Raw genomic sequence first — 14,293 nt, 5'->3', positions numbered from 1 at the left:
GGTCGCAACCGCGCTCAAACCGGGCGCGATCCCACCCCAACTTCGGCGAGGGCGCGGCGGACGAGGGCGGCGAACTCTTTGGGATGGCTCAGGTGGGCGCCGTGGCTCGCGTCTTCGATGACCACGAGCTCGGCCCGGGGGAGCGCGGCAGCCAGCTTGGGGGCGGCTTCCTTCTGGTGCTCCCGCGACTGCCCGCCCACGCCCAGCACCACGGGCACCGACACGTCGGCCAGGTCGAACGGGGCCTCGTGGCGGATAGCGCGCAGGTCGGCCAACAGGGCCACCCCCTCGCCCCGCCGGTCGGCCTTGGTGCGGGCGGGCAGCCGCTCCCACCGGGCGTCGCCCACCATGCGCCGCATGAACGCCTCGGCGGCGTCCTCGGGGTCGGTGGCCTGTGTGGCGGCCCCGCCTGCGGTGTCGGTCGGCCACCACGGCTGCCACGGCATGGGCGCTTCGTAGGCCACCACCGCCCGCACGGCGTCGGGCCGCCGCACGGCGGCGGCCAGTGCGATGTCGCCGCCCAGGCTGTGGCCCACCACGATTGCCGGGCCGTCGCCCACCCGGTCGAGCAAGTCGGTGACGTGGCCGTCGAAGTCGGTCACGCCGAGGTCACGCGCCCGGCCGTAGCCACGCCGGTCGTAGGAGACCGACTCCACGTCGGGGAGGCAACGCCGCACCCGTTCGAACGAGGTGGCGCGGTCGAGGGCGCCGTGCACGAAGACGACGAGAGGGGCGGCCACGCCCCCGTTGCTACCAGCCCGCGCTGATGTCGCGCGTACTACGCGGGGCGGCGTCTTCGCTGCGGTGCTGGGGCAACGTCACCGTCGCTGCCGCGCCGCCCTCGGGGCGGTCGGCCAGGGTGACGTCGCCACCCAACGAGCGGGCGAGCATGCGGGCCACGTACAGGCCGATCCCCGGCCCGTCGCCTTCGAACGGCGGGAACAGCGACTCTGGGTCAGCGCCCCGCAGGCCGGGGCCGTTGTCGAGGATGCTCACCACCAGGTCGCCGAAGGCGAGGTTGGCGTCGCACACGATCTCCGCGCCGTCACCGTGACGGGCCGCGTTGTCGACCAAGGCGGCGAGCACGGCGGCCAACCTGGTCGGTGCCGTCGAGATCATCAACCCATCGGGCGCCTCGCAGCGGAACACGCCGGACGGCAAGGTGGGCACGGCGTCGAGGGCGCGGTCGAGCACCTCGGCAAAAGCGATTTCCTTGGTCGTCTCGCGCTCCAGCGATACGGGCGACAGGGGGGCGGGAGCCAGTAGCTCGCCGATGCGGGTGGCCAATAGCTCGGCTCGCGACGACGCTTCGTCGGCCAGCCATTGCGAACGACGGTCACCGGTGGGCAGCCGTCGCAGGGCCTGCAGCGCCATGCGCAGGTCGGCTAGCGCCTGCTGGACCTCGTCGGACACCACCAGGTCGAGGGCGTTGCGCAGCGACAGCCGTCCCTCCAGCGTCTCCACGGCCTGACGCAACGAGGCGACTTGGGCGGCCTGGGCTTCCAGCAGCGCCACCATGGCCCGTACCTGGGCTTCGTCCGTCAACGGAAAGCTCATACCGGACTGTCGGCCTCGAACGGTGCGGAGTTGAGCCCGCCGTCAGACGCCGCGGCGGTCTCCCCAGAGGTGGACGTGGAGGCGGGGCGACAGGTTCCAGCCGCGGGCCAGCACGGGCTCGGCCAGGTCGTGCATGCGCCGGGTCAACGTGTCCGCGTCGCTGCCCTCCGGCATGACCCACACGGGGGCGACGCCGAAGGCCGCCACTTCGTCGAGTTCTGCCGCTTCTCGCACCACGAACTTGAACGCCGCCTTTCCGGTCGACTGAAAAGCTGCCAGCACGTCGGGCTTCCAGCGCCGTTCGACCGGATTGCCCGAGTTGGCCAGCTTGGGCGACACGTTGAACCCGTCGACCATGTCGACCACCGCGGCCGAGGGTGCCAACGTGCCCGCCGTCTCGACCTCGGTCCGCAACCCGCGTGCACGCGCCCCGGCGAGCAGCGGCACCAGTCGCGACTGCTGCAGTAACGGCTCGCCGCCCGTGAGCACCAACAACTCGACGGGCCCCATGGCGTCGACCTGGGCCAGCACCTCGTCGACCGACAGCTCGGCCAGCTCGACCGAGGCGTCGAAGCGCGACCAGTCCCACGTGTAGGGCGTGTCGCACCACGTGCAGGCCAGGTTGCACCGGCCCAGACGCACGAAGGCCGCCGTCCGCCCCAGCGACGGCCCTTCGCCCTGCCAGGTGGGGCCGAACACCTCGGCCACGACGAGGCTCACAGGGCTGGGTCCGCCACGCCCGCCTCGGCGAACCCCTTGGCCCGCAGGGCGCACGAGTCGCACGCGCCACAGGGCGCCGCGCCGCCTTGGTAGCACGACCACGTGAGGGCCAACGGCGCGCCCACCGACAGCCCCAGCCGCACGATGTCGGCCTTCGACAGGTCGATCAACGGGGTGCGTACCTCGACCGGCCGTCCCTCCACGCCTCGTTTCAAGGCCAGCGCCGCCGTCCGTTGGAACGACGCCACGAACTCGGGCCGGCAGTCGGGGTAGCCGCTGTAGTCGAGGGCGTTGACGCCCAGGTACACCGCGTCGGCGTCGCGCGCCTCGGCTACGCCCATGGCCACCGAGAGGAAGATCAGGTTGCGGGCGGGCACGTAGGTCACCGGTATGCCCGTGCCACCGGCCTCCGGCACGTCGACGGCCGCATCGGTCAAGGCCGAGCCGCCCCAGCGCGACAAGTCGAGCGGCAGCACCAAGTGTTCGGCGTCGTAGTGGGCGGCCACTGCCGCGGCCCGCTCCAACTCCACCCGATGGCGTTGGCCGTAGTCGACGGTGAGGGCGACGAGCGGTGGCTCGGCCACGCCCATGCACACGGTGGAGTCGAGCCCCCCGGAGAGGACGACGACAGAGCGCGCCCGGTTAGTCCGCGACAAGTTCGACCGAGGAGTCGGGCGTCTCCCACAGCCGCAGGCGCACCACCCGCAGGCCTGCCGCCTCGATGCGCTTCCACACGTCGGACGCCACCAGTTCGGCGGTGGGGTTGTCGAAGAAGTCGTTGAGGTAGCGGTGGTCGTAGCGGTCGAGGACCTCGGCGGTGACGACCCGCTTGAGGTCGTCGAAATCGAGGACCACGCCGCGGGCGTCAAGCGGCCCTTCCACGGTCACCTCGAAGCGGTAGTTGTGGCCGTGCAACCGCTTGCACTTGCCTTCGTGCCACGGCAGCTCGTGGGCTGCCTCGAAGTCGAACGACCGGGTGACTCGCGTGCGCATGACGAGGTCACGCTACCCGGCGGCCGTGCCGCCGGCGCTCAGCCGGTGGGGCCGTAGGGCTCCCCCGCCTCGCCGTAGCAGTCGCTGTGGAAGTGCTCGACCCGGGCCCAGTTGCCGTCGACGTAGACGTTGGCGATGACCTGGCGCAGCTGGGCGCGGGCCACGAACTTCACCGGAGCGCCGCAATGGGCACAAACCGCGGAATTCCCCGGTTCAACCGTTCGTTCGACAGCCCTGCTCTTCAACACTGCACTGTTCGCCATACTCCATTCATCGGCACCGTCCGAAGCGGATTGAGGCGATCCGACCGAGGTTGTCGGTTCAGGCTAGCGATGTTTGGCATTGACGCGGGCCGCGGTTCATGCCACCGTTTGACCTGGCGTCGGGGTGCGGGTGCGTCCGCCGTGCACCTGCCCCCGCCGCCTTTTTCGCGCTCAGCGGCCCTTTCCCAGCCGCACGGCCTCCCCGACGAGCCTCCGCACCGCCGCCTCCTCGGCCCCTGCCGCCACCAGTTCCTGCACTGCCGCTTCCACGCGGGCCGCCTGCTCCTCGTCGGGCCGCCCGCCCACCGCCGTGGCCACGATGGCGCAGAGGACGGCCACCGCGGTGACCAAACCGCACGTGAGGGCGGCGCCGGTGTTGTCGGCGATCGAGCTGACGATCATCCCGGCGATGCCGAGCACGCACACGGCCACCACCAGACGGCGGACGGCTGTGGCGCTCATCAGCTGCGGACGAGGGGCTTGTACTTGATGCGGTGCGGCTGGTCGGCCTCGCCGCCCAGGCGCTTCTTGCGGTCGGCCTCGTAGTCGGAGTAGCCGCCCTCGTACCAGAAGACCTGCGAGTTGCCCTCGAAGGCCAGCATGTGGGTGGCGATTCGGTCGAGGAACCAGCGGTCGTGGCTGATGACCACCGCGCAACCGGCGAACGACAGCAGCGCGTCCTCCAGTGCCCGCAAGGTGTCGACGTCGAGGTCGTTGGTGGGTTCGTCGAGCAGCAGGACGTTGCCCCCCGAGCGCAGCACCTTGGCCAGGTGGAGCCGGTTGCGTTCGCCGCCCGAGAGCTCGCCGACCTTCTTCTGCTGGTCGGAGCCCTTGAACATGAACGACGAGACATAGGCCCGTCCGTGGATGGAGCGACCGCCGACCACCAGCTCGTCGACGCCGCCGGTGATCTCCTCGTAGACGGTCTTGGAGCCGTCCAAGGTGTCGCGCGACTGGTCGACGTAGGCCAGCTCCACGGTGCTGCCCACCCGCAGCTCACCCTCGTCGGGCTTGTCCTGCCCGGTGATCATGCGGAAGAGCGTGGTCTTGCCCGCGCCGTTGGGGCCGATGACGCCGACGATGCCGCCCTTGGGCAGCGAGAAGGTGAGGTCGTCGACGAGCAGGCGGTCGCCGTAGCCCTTCACCAGTTTGTCGGCTTCGACCACCACGTCGCCTAGGCGAGGGCCGGGCGGGATGGTGATCTCCAGCTTCTCGATGCGCTCAGGGCCGGAGGCGGCGTCGGCCAGCAGCTGCTCGTACGACGACAGGCGGGCCTTGCCCTTGGCCTGCCGGGCGCGGGGCGACATGCGGATCCACTCCAGTTCGCGTTCCAACGTGCGCTGGCGGGCTTTGTCGGCCTTCTCCTCGTTGGCCAGGCGGTGCTGCTTCTGCTCCAGCCACGACGAGTAGTTGCCTTCCCACGGGATGCCCGCACCACGGTCGAGCTCGAGGATCCAGCCCGCCACGTTGTCGAGGAAGTAGCGGTCGTGGGTCACGGCCACCACGGTGCCGGGGTAGTCCTGGAGGAAGCGCTCCAGCCACGCCACCGACTCGGCGTCGAGGTGGTTGGTGGGTTCGTCGAGCAGGAGCAGGTCGGGGCGCTGGAGCAGCAGCCGGCACAGCGCTACCCGGCGCCGTTCGCCGCCCGACAGGGTGGAGACGTCGGCGTCGCCCGGCGGCAGCCGCAGGGCGTCCATGGCGACCTCCAGCGTGCGCTCCAGGTCCCAGGCGCCCGCGGCGTCGATCTTGTCCTGCAGTGCCGACTGCTCGGCCAGCAGCTTGTCGAAGTCGGCCTCGGGGTCGCCCATGGCCTCGCACACCGCGTTGTAGCGGTCGACCAGCGCCTTGGTCTCGCCCACGCCGTCCTCGACGTTGCCGAGCACGTCCTTGGTCGGGTCGAGGTGGGGCTCCTGGGCCAGGTAGCCCACGGTGAAGCCGGGGGTGAGGCGGGCCTCGCCGGTGTAACCGTCGTCCTCACCCGCCATGATCTTCAACAGCGACGACTTGCCTGACCCGTTGGCCCCCAGCACGCCGATCTTGGCGCCGGGGTACATCGAGATGTTGATGCCCTTCAGCACCTCTCGGTCCGGCGGATAGAACCGTCGGAGATCGCGCATGGTGAAGATGAACTGCGGGGCCATGGGCTAGGACGGTAGTTGACCGTCCGGCGTTCCCCGCCCGAAGTCCAAGCCCTGACCCGTCGAAGGCTTGACGTAGTGGACGCCCCGGCGCTCGCCTCTCCGAATCAGGTGACCTCTGGCCGTCAGCCTCTCCAGAATTCGGAGCGCATCCACACGATCCAACCCGGTCTGGGCGCGAACGGTGGCGTTCGTCAGGGGCCCGCCGTCCGCCAGGCTCAACACGAAGGCCTCGATCTCGTCGCGACGCATGCGTAGGCCGAGCGGTGGGTGGATGGCATCGCTGAGGTGGTAGGTCGCCCCCCCGCGGCTTCCCGTCTGGATGAGGAACCCGCCGTCCCTCAGGCGCTGCAGAGCCTGTCGGGCGTGCACGCTGTCCACGCCGAGGAGAGCGCGCGCTGAGGAGTTCGTCAGTACTTCGCCGCGAGCTGCGTGGACCAGAAGGATTCGATCGCGTGGACCGAGGTCACCTCTGGTCTCGAGCTCTCTCACCCAGGCGCGCTCCCGCGGGCTGACCGCGCCGTGGGTCGGCAACGTCACGCGAACTGCGTGGCGGAGGTCTTCGAACCGGGGAGGGTCAAGCAGTTCCTCCATCATGGTGTCCTGCATGACATCGACACCCCGCCCTACGTCCTCTGCGAGGCCCATTCGGCGCAGCGTCGTGATGATGTCGGGATTACGGGCTGCCTGCGTCTCTCGGATGTTCTTCACGGTTACCGGCTCAGGGAGCCCACCAGGGGAGGTGATCTCGACCGAGTGGGGCCTGATTTCGATTCGCGTTGCAGAGCCGCTGAGCTCATAGCTGCGATGTGCGACAGCGTTGGCGATCGCTTCCCGAAGGACGACCTCCGGCACGCGCGCCAGTTCGTGCCGGTGCAGTCCGAGGACGACCATCTCGGTGCCGAGCTCGTCCATCACGAGGCGCGTCGCCTCGCGGATTTGGACGAACGCAGGCCCGTCGATCTCTGTGCGTCGGTCGTACTCGGTGGCCCCCTCCCGAAACCGCAGTATCTCGATGAACGCTTTGGGGACGACGATCCGGGGCGTGTCGAGGAGCAAGAGCGAGCCTGCGACGGTGAGTGTGGTCTTTCGCCGATGCTGCTTGACAAGCCCGCGTTCCTCCAACCGCTCCGGCAAGTCGTCGGAGTCCGACCACCCGAAGGCGCGCCTCACCGTGGCCAGCGCGTCATCTTCGACATCAGCGAGCGGGACGCCGCTTGCCTCGCGCTCGAACCTGCCGAGCGACCGCGACGAGATGAACTCGCGCAGGTCGGACCCGATCAATGCTGTGTTCCGAGGTCCGCGGCGGACGAGCACCCGTCCGTTCGATGCCTGCGCGAACCCCTCCGTGCGCTTCGCCACCGCGATGACGATGATGGGGATCCGATCCACGACGAGTTGGATGACCTCGTAGCGCCCTGGGCTGTGCACCTCGGCGAGGGCGGCGTGGATGCTTTCTGCCGCGGCCTGCGAAAGCTCCTTGCCCACGAGCCGCCCGCTGTCGTCGACGCCGATGAGGATCACGCCGCCGTCCGCATTCGAAAACGCCACGACGGCGTCTTGCAGCGCCTTTCCGCCGAGCCCGGACTTGCGCTCGACGTAGTGCGTCTCCCCTGGAAAGGCCGCCTTGAAATCCGCCGCGGTGAATACCATCGGAGGGGTGTCCGGGTTCTCCGGGTGAAACGGCGGGTATGGCAAACTTTGTGATTGGCGAGCCATGGATTACAAGTTTGGCATAACTCGCTAGCGGCCGAAGGCTGCCTGACGCAGTGCGGCGACTACCCCGCCGGGGTCGTCCACTTCGAGCACCAGGCGCTCGAACGCGGCGCCGCCGTCGAGCTCGATCACCACCACTCGCTCACCCCGGTGCACGCCCCACAGGTCCTTGCCGAAGCGGCCCCGCCACGTGCCGAAGCTGAGCCGGCCTGGCAGGTGTGCGCCGGGTGCCCGCAGGCCTCGGCGCTTGGGCGGCGGCCCGACCGCGGCGGAGACGACGGCCGTGCGGGGGATGCGAACGGTGCGCCGCAGGGCATAGGCGGCCTCCAGGCCGGAAAAGCGGACCACGAGGTCGTCGTCCTCGACCGCGAGCGTGGGCATAAAGGGAACCTATCGGTTTGTTGGAAATGGGCCGCACAAGGCGGCCGGTAGGATCGAGGTCGATGGCCGAGGACCAAAGCAGCGCTGCTTCCTTCGGGCCGAACCAGTGGCTCGTCGAGGAGATGTACCAGCAGTACCGGCAGGACCCCGCTTCCGTCAGCGAAAGCTGGCAGGAGTTCTTTGCCGACTACCGCCCGGAGGACGTGCAGCCGACCAACGGCGCCGCCCCCAAGGCAGCGGCAGCTCCCGCGCCTGCGGCCGCCCCGGCCGCCGCCGCACCCACCCCCGCACCGACCCCGGCCCCTGCCGCTCCGCCTGGGGCGCAGCCGTTGCGGGGCGCTGCCGCCCGCATCGTGCAGAACATGGAGGCCAGCCTCGGCGTCCCCACGGCCACCAGCTTCCGGGTGGTGCCCGCCCGCCTGCTCGAGGTCAACCGCAAGATCCTCAACAACCACCTGTCGCGCACCCGCGGCGGCAAGGTGTCCTTCACCCACCTCATCGGCTACGCCGTGGTGCAGGCGCTGCGCGAGGTGCCGGTGATGAACTCGTCGTTCGTCGAAGGCGAGCCACCGTCGGTGATGCGACACGAGCACGTCGGCCTCGGCCTGGCCGTCGACGTCACCAAGTCCGACGGCAGCCACACCCTCCTGGTGCCGTGCATCAAGGAAGCCGACACGCTCGACTTCAAGGGCTTCTGGCTGGCCTACGAGGAGCTCATCCGCAAGGTCCGCAACAACAAGATCACCGCGGACGACTTCGCGGGCACCACCGTCAGCCTCACCAACCCGGGCACCATCGGCACCGTGCAGTCGGTTCCCCGGCTCATGCCCGGCCAGGGCCTGATCGTCGGCGTCGGGCGCCTCGACTACCCCGAGGAGTACCAGGCGGCCGACCCCCGCATGCTGGCCGAGCTCGGCGTCAGCAAGGTCATGACGATCACCTCGACCTACGACCACCGCATCATCCAGGGGGCGGAGTCGGGCGAGTTCCTCCAGCGCGTGCACCGGTTGCTGCTGGGCGAGGACGGCTTCTACGACGAGGTGTTCAAGAGCACCGGCGTGCCCTACGAGCCGGTGCGGTGGCGGCGCGACATCAACCCCGTCGACCGCGAGCGCTCGCACCTGGAGAAGCAGGTGCACGTCCAGACGCTCATCAACATGTACCGGGTGCGCGGCCACCTCATCGCCGACCTCGACCCGCTGGCGGCCAAAGAGCCGCGCATGCACGCCGAGCTCGACCCGGCCACCTACGGCCTGACCATCTGGGACCTCGACCGCGAGTTCTACGTCGACGGCCTGGCCGGGCGCGATGTCATGACCTTCGGCGACGCCCTGGGCATCCTGCGAGATGCCTACTGCCGCACCATCGGCGTCGAGTACATGCACATCCAGGAGCCCGACCAGAAGCGCTGGATCCAGCAGCACGTGGAGGGCGTCAACTCGCAGCTCTCGAAGGACGAGCAGCGCCACATCCTCGACCGCCTCAACGCGGCTGAGGCTTTCGAACGCTTCCTCCACACCAAGTACGTGGGCCAGAAGCGCTTCGGCTTGGAGGGCGGCGAGTCGGCCATCCCCATGCTCGACACCATCATCGACGAGGCGGCGCGGGGTGGCCTGGCCGAGGTCGTGTTCGGCATGGCCCACCGCGGCCGGCTCAACGTGCTGGCCAACATCGTGGGCAAGTCGTACCGCGAGCTGTTCCGGGAGTTCGAGGGCGACATCGACCCCAACACCGTGCAGGGCTCGGGCGACGTGAAGTACCACAAGGGCGCGGCGGGCAAGTACGTGGGGCTGTCGGGCCGGGAGATCCCGGTCACGTTGGCGTCCAACCCGTCGCACCTCGAAGCCGTCGACCCCGTGGTCGAAGGCATGGCCCGGGCCAAGCAGGACCTGCTCGACCAGGGCACCGAGTACCCGGTGTTGCCGCTGCTGATCCATGGCGACGCCGCCTTCGCAGGCCAAGGGGTGGTGGCCGAGACGCTCAACCTCTCGGCGTTGCGGGGCTATCGCACCGGCGGCACCATCCACTTGGTCATCAACAACCAGGTCGGCTTCACCACCGCACCGGAGTCGGCGCGCTCGTCGGTGTACGCCACCGACGTGGCCAAGATGGTGCAGGCGCCGATCTTCCACGTGAACGGCGACGACCCCGAGGCGTGCGTGCGGGTGGCGCGCCTGGCGTTCTTGTTCCGCCAGGCGTTCAAGAAGGACGTCGTCATCGACATGGTCTGCTACCGCCGGTTCGGCCACAACGAAGGCGACGAGCCGAGCTACACGCAGCCCCAGATGTACGAGCGCATCGAGAAGCGGCGCTCGGTGCGCAAGCTCTACACGGAAGCGTTGGTCAACCGGGGCGACATCACCGTCGAGGAGGCGGAGAAGGCACTGGAGGACTTCTCGGCCCGCCTGCAGGTGGCGTTGGAGGAGACCCGGCAAGCAGCCCCGCCGCGGCCCACGGCGTTGGTCACCGCGCCGTCGGTCGAGGTGCAGTCGTCGCCGCCCACCGGCGTCGACCGCGATGTGCTCGACCGCATCGCCACCGCCCTGCACAACCCGCCCGAGGGCTTCACCGTCCACCCCAAGCTGGGCAAGCAGTTGGAGGCGCGGGCCAAGGTCTACGCCGACGGCGAGGTCGACTGGGCCTTGGGCGAGGCGCTCGCCCTGGGGTCGTTGCTGCTGGAAGGGCGCGACGTGCGCGTGGCCGGGCAGGACACCCGACGGGGCACGTTCTCGCAGCGCCATGCCGTGCTCGTCGACTACGAGGAGGGCCACGAGCACGTCCCGTTGGCCACACTGGCGCCCGCCGGCGAGCAGGGCCGGTTCTTCATCTACGACTCGCTGCTGTCGGAGTTCGCTGCGTTGGGCTTCGAGTACGGCTATTCGGTGGTGCACAAGGACGCCCTGGTGGCGTGGGAGGCCCAGTTCGGCGACTTCGTCAACGGCGGCCAGGTGATCATCGACCAGTTCATCGTGGCGGCCGAAGACAAGTGGGGGCAGACCTCAGGGGTCACCCTGCTGTTGCCGCACGGCTACGAAGGCCAGGGCCCGGAGCACTCCTCGGCCCGGCTGGAGCGCTTCCTCACCCTGTCGGCCGAGGACAACATCCAGGTCGTCTACCCGTCGACGGCGGGCCAGTACTTCCACCTGCTGCGGCGCCAAGTGGTGCGCGACAAGCGCAAGCCGTTGGTGGTCATGACGCCCAAGTCCCTGCTGCGGGCGCGCCAGGCCCGCACCCGGGTCGACGAATTGGCCGACGGTCGCTTCCGCGAGGTGATCGACGACGCGTCGGTGGACGACGCCGCCTCGGTGCGCCGCGTGGTGCTGTGCTCGGGCAAGGTGGCCTACGAGGCCATGGCTCGACGCGACGAGGCGGGCCTGCCTGCTGCGGTCGTGCGGGTCGAGCAGCTCTACCCGTGGCCCGAGGAACAGGTGGCCGCCGCGCTGGCTCGCTATCCCAACGCGGGTGAGGTGGCGTGGCTGCAGGAGGAGCCCGAGAACATGGGTGCGTGGACGTTCGTGCAGCCACGGCTCCTGCAGGTTGCAGGCGACGACTTCACGGTCCGCCACGCCAGCCGGGTGGAGACGGGTTCGCCCGCCTCCGGCTCCGCCGCCCTGCACGCCATGGAGCAGGAAGACCTCTTGGCCCGCACGTTCGAGGGCCTCTAACCCGGACCAGAAGCGGGCTCAGCGGGGCGTGCGCCACATGGGGGTGAGGGGCGGCGAGTCGGCCACTCGCAGTTCGTCGCCCATCGGCACGAACCCGTGGCGGTGGTACAGCAGCTTGTTGCGCGGCGACGTGGCCTCGAGGTAGGCGGGGCGTCCCTCGGCGTCGGCCTTTTCGAGCACGTGCTCCAGCAGGGCGCTGCCAAGGCCCTTGCCTTGGGCGGCGGGGTCGGTGGCGATGAAGGGGATGTACCAGTGGGGCTCGTCGATGGTGGCGTGGCGCTTCTCCATGGCCGTCACCAGCTTGAGGACCCGGGGGAGCCGCCGTCCGCACATGGCCCGGTAGGCCGGGAGCAGGCGCAGGCTGTCGGTGGCGGGGGCCTTCCACTTGTCGGGCGGCACCCAGATGACGACGCCCTTGCCCTCGCCCGCGCTGTAGACCTCGGCCTTGGGCAGGTATGTGGTCTTCAGGGCGGCGGCAAAGGTTCGCGTGCCGCCACGGGCGTAGGCCTTGGGTGTCGCGAGCCACGTGACGACGGGATCGTCGGCGAAGGCGCGGGCCAACGTCTCGGCCAGTTGCGGGCGGTCGCCGTCGGTCGCTCGTCGGATTTCCATGGCGCGAACGCTACGCCACTGCGGCTTTGAAGCCCTTGGGCCCGCAGACGCCGTCGCCCTGGCCCAGGCCCACGACGATGAAGTGGTTGGTGGCCGGGCCGAGGAGGCCATCCTCGGTGAGGTTGAGGCTGAGCTTGCGGTTGCCTTGGCGCTGCAGCCAGCGCACGAGCTCGCGGTTGGTGTTGCCCGTGAGCTTGTCGGCCAGGGTCGGGGCGTGGCCCCGCACGAAGTCGGGCCAGCCGATCATGTTGCGACTGCACGCCGCATCGGTGTTCGACCCCCACGCGCCGTCGGCGCCCGCGCCGACCAGTTGCTGCAGCTCGGCGATGCGGCCCTTCTGGTCGGTTGTCGGCGGGGAAGGCGGTGGCGGGGGCGGCGGGTTGGCGCCGCCGAGGATCTGGGCCGCCCGCGCCCGGAAGTCGTTCATGTCGATGCCGGCCGGGTCGATCTTGCGCGACGTCCACTCTCGGTGGGCGCAGATGTTGTCGACGTTGCCGCCCACTGCGCCCTGCAGCGCGGCGGCCAGGCGCACGTAGGCGTCGAGTTGTACCTGCGGCCAGGCTTCGCCCCGCCCGGTGTTCTCGGCCTCGATGCCGAGGACCGACGAGTTGCCCGTCAGGTCGCGCCACGCGCCCTTGCCCGCGTGGTTGGCCCGGCCTGAGGCCACCACGTAGACGGCGCCGCTGCGAGCCAAGCCCACGTTGCACAACGGGCCGGGGCAGTCGGACCGGCCCCGCACCAGGAGGCCGAGGCTCGGCATGTCGCCGTTGGCGCTGCCCGCGGTGTGATGGCACACCACGCCGCGAGGGTTGAACGACTCGGCGCCGCGTGACTGCCAGCCGTCGACCTCCACCACTGTCAGGCCCGCTTGGCGCAGGCGGTCGGCCAGCCACAGTTGGCGGGGCACCGTTACGCACCTCCCGCTGTGGCGAGGCGGTGGTACTCCTCGATCCGGGCGGGGTCGCCTTCCGGCGAGAGGACCACGTACAGCAGGTTCTCGTCCGGCGTGGCGTCGGCCTCGAAGTCGATCCCACACGATTCCTGTTCGTCGTCCGGCTCCATGCCGGCGACCGTATGAAGCGCCATTCAGTCGTTGCGACACCCAAACGGGTGAAGTTCCGTCACCCGCGTGCGAACTTGTGTAGAGATCGCGCCGTTTTCCGGCGCGATTCCTACGCAACTTCGCTCGACCGGCCTAGTCCTGCACGAGGGCGGCGATGCGGCGGGCGATGGCCGGCGCGTGCTTGAAGCCGTGGCCGCTGAAGCCTGCGGCCACCACGATGGGGCCGTGGCGCTCGACCACGAAGGCGTTGTCGGGGGCGGTGGCGTAGAGGCACGTGGTGGCCGTGGTGGCCCAGGTCTCCAACCCGGGCAGCCACTCCTCCACGTAGTCGACCACCCGCTGCTCGCCGAGGGGGTCGATCTCGTTGTCGCGTTCGTCGGGGTCGACTACCGCGCCGGTGCCGTGCTCGGCCACCTTCACGCCCTCGTCGGGCGTCTCCAGGCCGTAGCGGGCGGGCTCGCCGTAGTGCACGAAGCTGGGCCACGCCATGTCGTCGCGGCGGGGCAGGAAGTGGAACGTCTGCTCCTGGGTCACCGTCAACGGCGGTGCAGAAGCGAGCCCGTCGACCAGCTTGTCGGCCCACGCCCCGGCGGCCACCACGACCACCGGTGCGATGTACTCGTCGAAGTCGGTCACCACCACGACGTCGCCGCCGTCGGCCTCGTCGAGCACCTCGATCTCGTGCACCGGCTGCGAGTAGTAGACCTCGGCCCCGTGCGAGGCGGCCGCCTCGGTGAACGCCCGCAGCGCCTGTTCCGACAGCAGCCGCCCGCCGTCGCGCTGGTACACGACCGGCCCGACGAAACGCATCCCGGGCCATCGCTCGGCGGCCACTTCGGCTTGCAGCACGTCGTAGCGCACGCCCGCCCCGTCGAGGGTGGCGGCGATGGCCCGCAGCTCCTCTACGTCGCCGTGGTCGACCCCGCCGGTGGTGACGAGCACCTCTTTCTCGGCGTCCTCTTCCAGCGCCCGCCACAACGGCAGCGCTTCGGCGGCCAGGCGCACAAGCGCCGGGTCACGGTCGGCCAAGCGGAACGTCCGGGTAGCGCCGTGCGAGCTTCCCCGCGTGTGGAGGTATTCGAACTGCTCGACCGTGACGACGTGCGTCCCCCGTCGGGAGAGCTCCCACGCCACTGCCGCCCCCATCACGCCGGCGCCCACCACGACGACGTCGCAGCGCCTCAT

Annotated in this window: 15 protein-coding genes; 1 reads left to right on the top strand and 14 read right to left on the bottom strand. The window is 69.9% G+C overall.

What is annotated here, in order from left to right; all coding sequences use genetic code 11:
• Positions 1–14 precede the first annotated feature (14 nt).
• The 10 genes from VM938_09335 to VM938_09290 form a co-directional block, all read right to left on the bottom strand.
• Complete coding sequence (locus tag VM938_09335; GenBank protein HVF75242.1) at positions 15–740, bottom strand: alpha/beta hydrolase; 726 nt, start codon at positions 738–740, stop codon at positions 15–17.
• A 10-nt stretch (positions 741–750) separates the two neighbouring features.
• Complete coding sequence (locus VM938_09330) at positions 751–1,545, bottom strand: HAMP domain-containing sensor histidine kinase (GenBank protein HVF75241.1); 795 nt, start codon at positions 1,543–1,545, stop codon at positions 751–753.
• A gap of 54 nt (positions 1,546–1,599) precedes the next feature.
• Complete coding sequence (locus tag VM938_09325; protein HVF75240.1) at positions 1,600–2,277, bottom strand: 7-carboxy-7-deazaguanine synthase QueE; 678 nt, start codon at positions 2,275–2,277, stop codon at positions 1,600–1,602.
• A complete protein-coding gene (gene queC / locus VM938_09320) occupies positions 2,274–2,933 on the bottom strand; it encodes a 7-cyano-7-deazaguanine synthase QueC (GenBank protein ID HVF75239.1) in 660 nt (219 codons plus the stop codon). The genes VM938_09325 and queC overlap by 4 nt, the downstream gene beginning before the upstream one ends.
• Positions 2,920–3,270 carry a 6-carboxytetrahydropterin synthase QueD gene (queD, locus tag VM938_09315; GenBank protein HVF75238.1) on the bottom strand — a complete coding sequence of 117 codons (351 nt, stop codon included), beginning with the start codon at positions 3,268–3,270 and terminating at the stop codon, positions 2,920–2,922. Before queD ends, queC begins: the two co-directional genes overlap by 14 nt.
• 38 nt (positions 3,271–3,308) lie before the next feature.
• Positions 3,309–3,443 carry a hypothetical protein gene (locus VM938_09310; protein ID HVF75237.1) on the bottom strand — a complete coding sequence of 45 codons (135 nt, stop codon included), beginning with the start codon at positions 3,441–3,443 and terminating at the stop codon, positions 3,309–3,311.
• Between the two features lie 261 nt (positions 3,444–3,704).
• On the bottom strand, positions 3,705–3,995 hold the full coding sequence (locus tag VM938_09305; GenBank protein ID HVF75236.1) for a hypothetical protein: 291 nt from the start codon (positions 3,993–3,995) through the stop codon (positions 3,705–3,707).
• A complete protein-coding gene (gene ettA / locus VM938_09300) occupies positions 3,995–5,674 on the bottom strand; it encodes an energy-dependent translational throttle protein EttA (protein HVF75235.1) in 1,680 nt (559 codons plus the stop codon). The genes VM938_09305 and ettA overlap by 1 nt, the downstream gene beginning before the upstream one ends.
• 3 nt (positions 5,675–5,677) lie before the next feature.
• On the bottom strand, positions 5,678–7,324 hold the full coding sequence (locus VM938_09295) for an ATP-binding protein (GenBank protein HVF75234.1): 1,647 nt from the start codon (positions 7,322–7,324) through the stop codon (positions 5,678–5,680).
• A gap of 90 nt (positions 7,325–7,414) precedes the next feature.
• On the bottom strand, positions 7,415–7,768 hold the full coding sequence (locus VM938_09290; GenBank protein ID HVF75233.1) for a hypothetical protein: 354 nt from the start codon (positions 7,766–7,768) through the stop codon (positions 7,415–7,417).
• 62 nt (positions 7,769–7,830) lie between these two features.
• On the opposite strand from VM938_09290, the gene VM938_09285 reads away from it, so the two are divergent.
• Complete coding sequence (locus tag VM938_09285) at positions 7,831–11,433, top strand: multifunctional oxoglutarate decarboxylase/oxoglutarate dehydrogenase thiamine pyrophosphate-binding subunit/dihydrolipoyllysine-residue succinyltransferase subunit (protein HVF75232.1); 3,603 nt, start codon at positions 7,831–7,833, stop codon at positions 11,431–11,433.
• Between the two features lie 18 nt (positions 11,434–11,451).
• On the opposite strand, the gene VM938_09280 is transcribed toward VM938_09285, so the two are convergent.
• From VM938_09280 to VM938_09265, 4 genes are all read right to left on the bottom strand, one after another.
• A complete protein-coding gene (locus tag VM938_09280) occupies positions 11,452–12,045 on the bottom strand; it encodes a GNAT family N-acetyltransferase (protein ID HVF75231.1) in 594 nt (197 codons plus the stop codon).
• A gap of 10 nt (positions 12,046–12,055) precedes the next feature.
• Positions 12,056–12,952, bottom strand: coding sequence for an N-acetylmuramoyl-L-alanine amidase (locus VM938_09275; GenBank protein HVF75230.1), 897 nt, complete (start codon positions 12,950–12,952; stop codon positions 12,056–12,058).
• Positions 12,953–12,954: 2 nt separating this feature from the next.
• A complete protein-coding gene (locus tag VM938_09270; GenBank protein HVF75229.1) occupies positions 12,955–13,107 on the bottom strand; it encodes a hypothetical protein in 153 nt (50 codons plus the stop codon).
• Between the two features lie 133 nt (positions 13,108–13,240).
• Entirely contained in the window at positions 13,241–14,293 is a 1,053-nt protein-coding gene (locus tag VM938_09265) for an FAD-dependent oxidoreductase (GenBank protein HVF75228.1), read from the bottom strand.

This window comes from Acidimicrobiales bacterium (assembly GCA_035536915.1).
In the GTDB taxonomy this organism is placed as follows: domain Bacteria; phylum Actinomycetota; class Acidimicrobiia; order Acidimicrobiales; family JAHWLA01; genus JAHWLA01.
The sequence above is the reverse complement of the archived record's forward strand: the minus strand, read 5'-3'. Positions and strand labels throughout refer to the sequence as shown.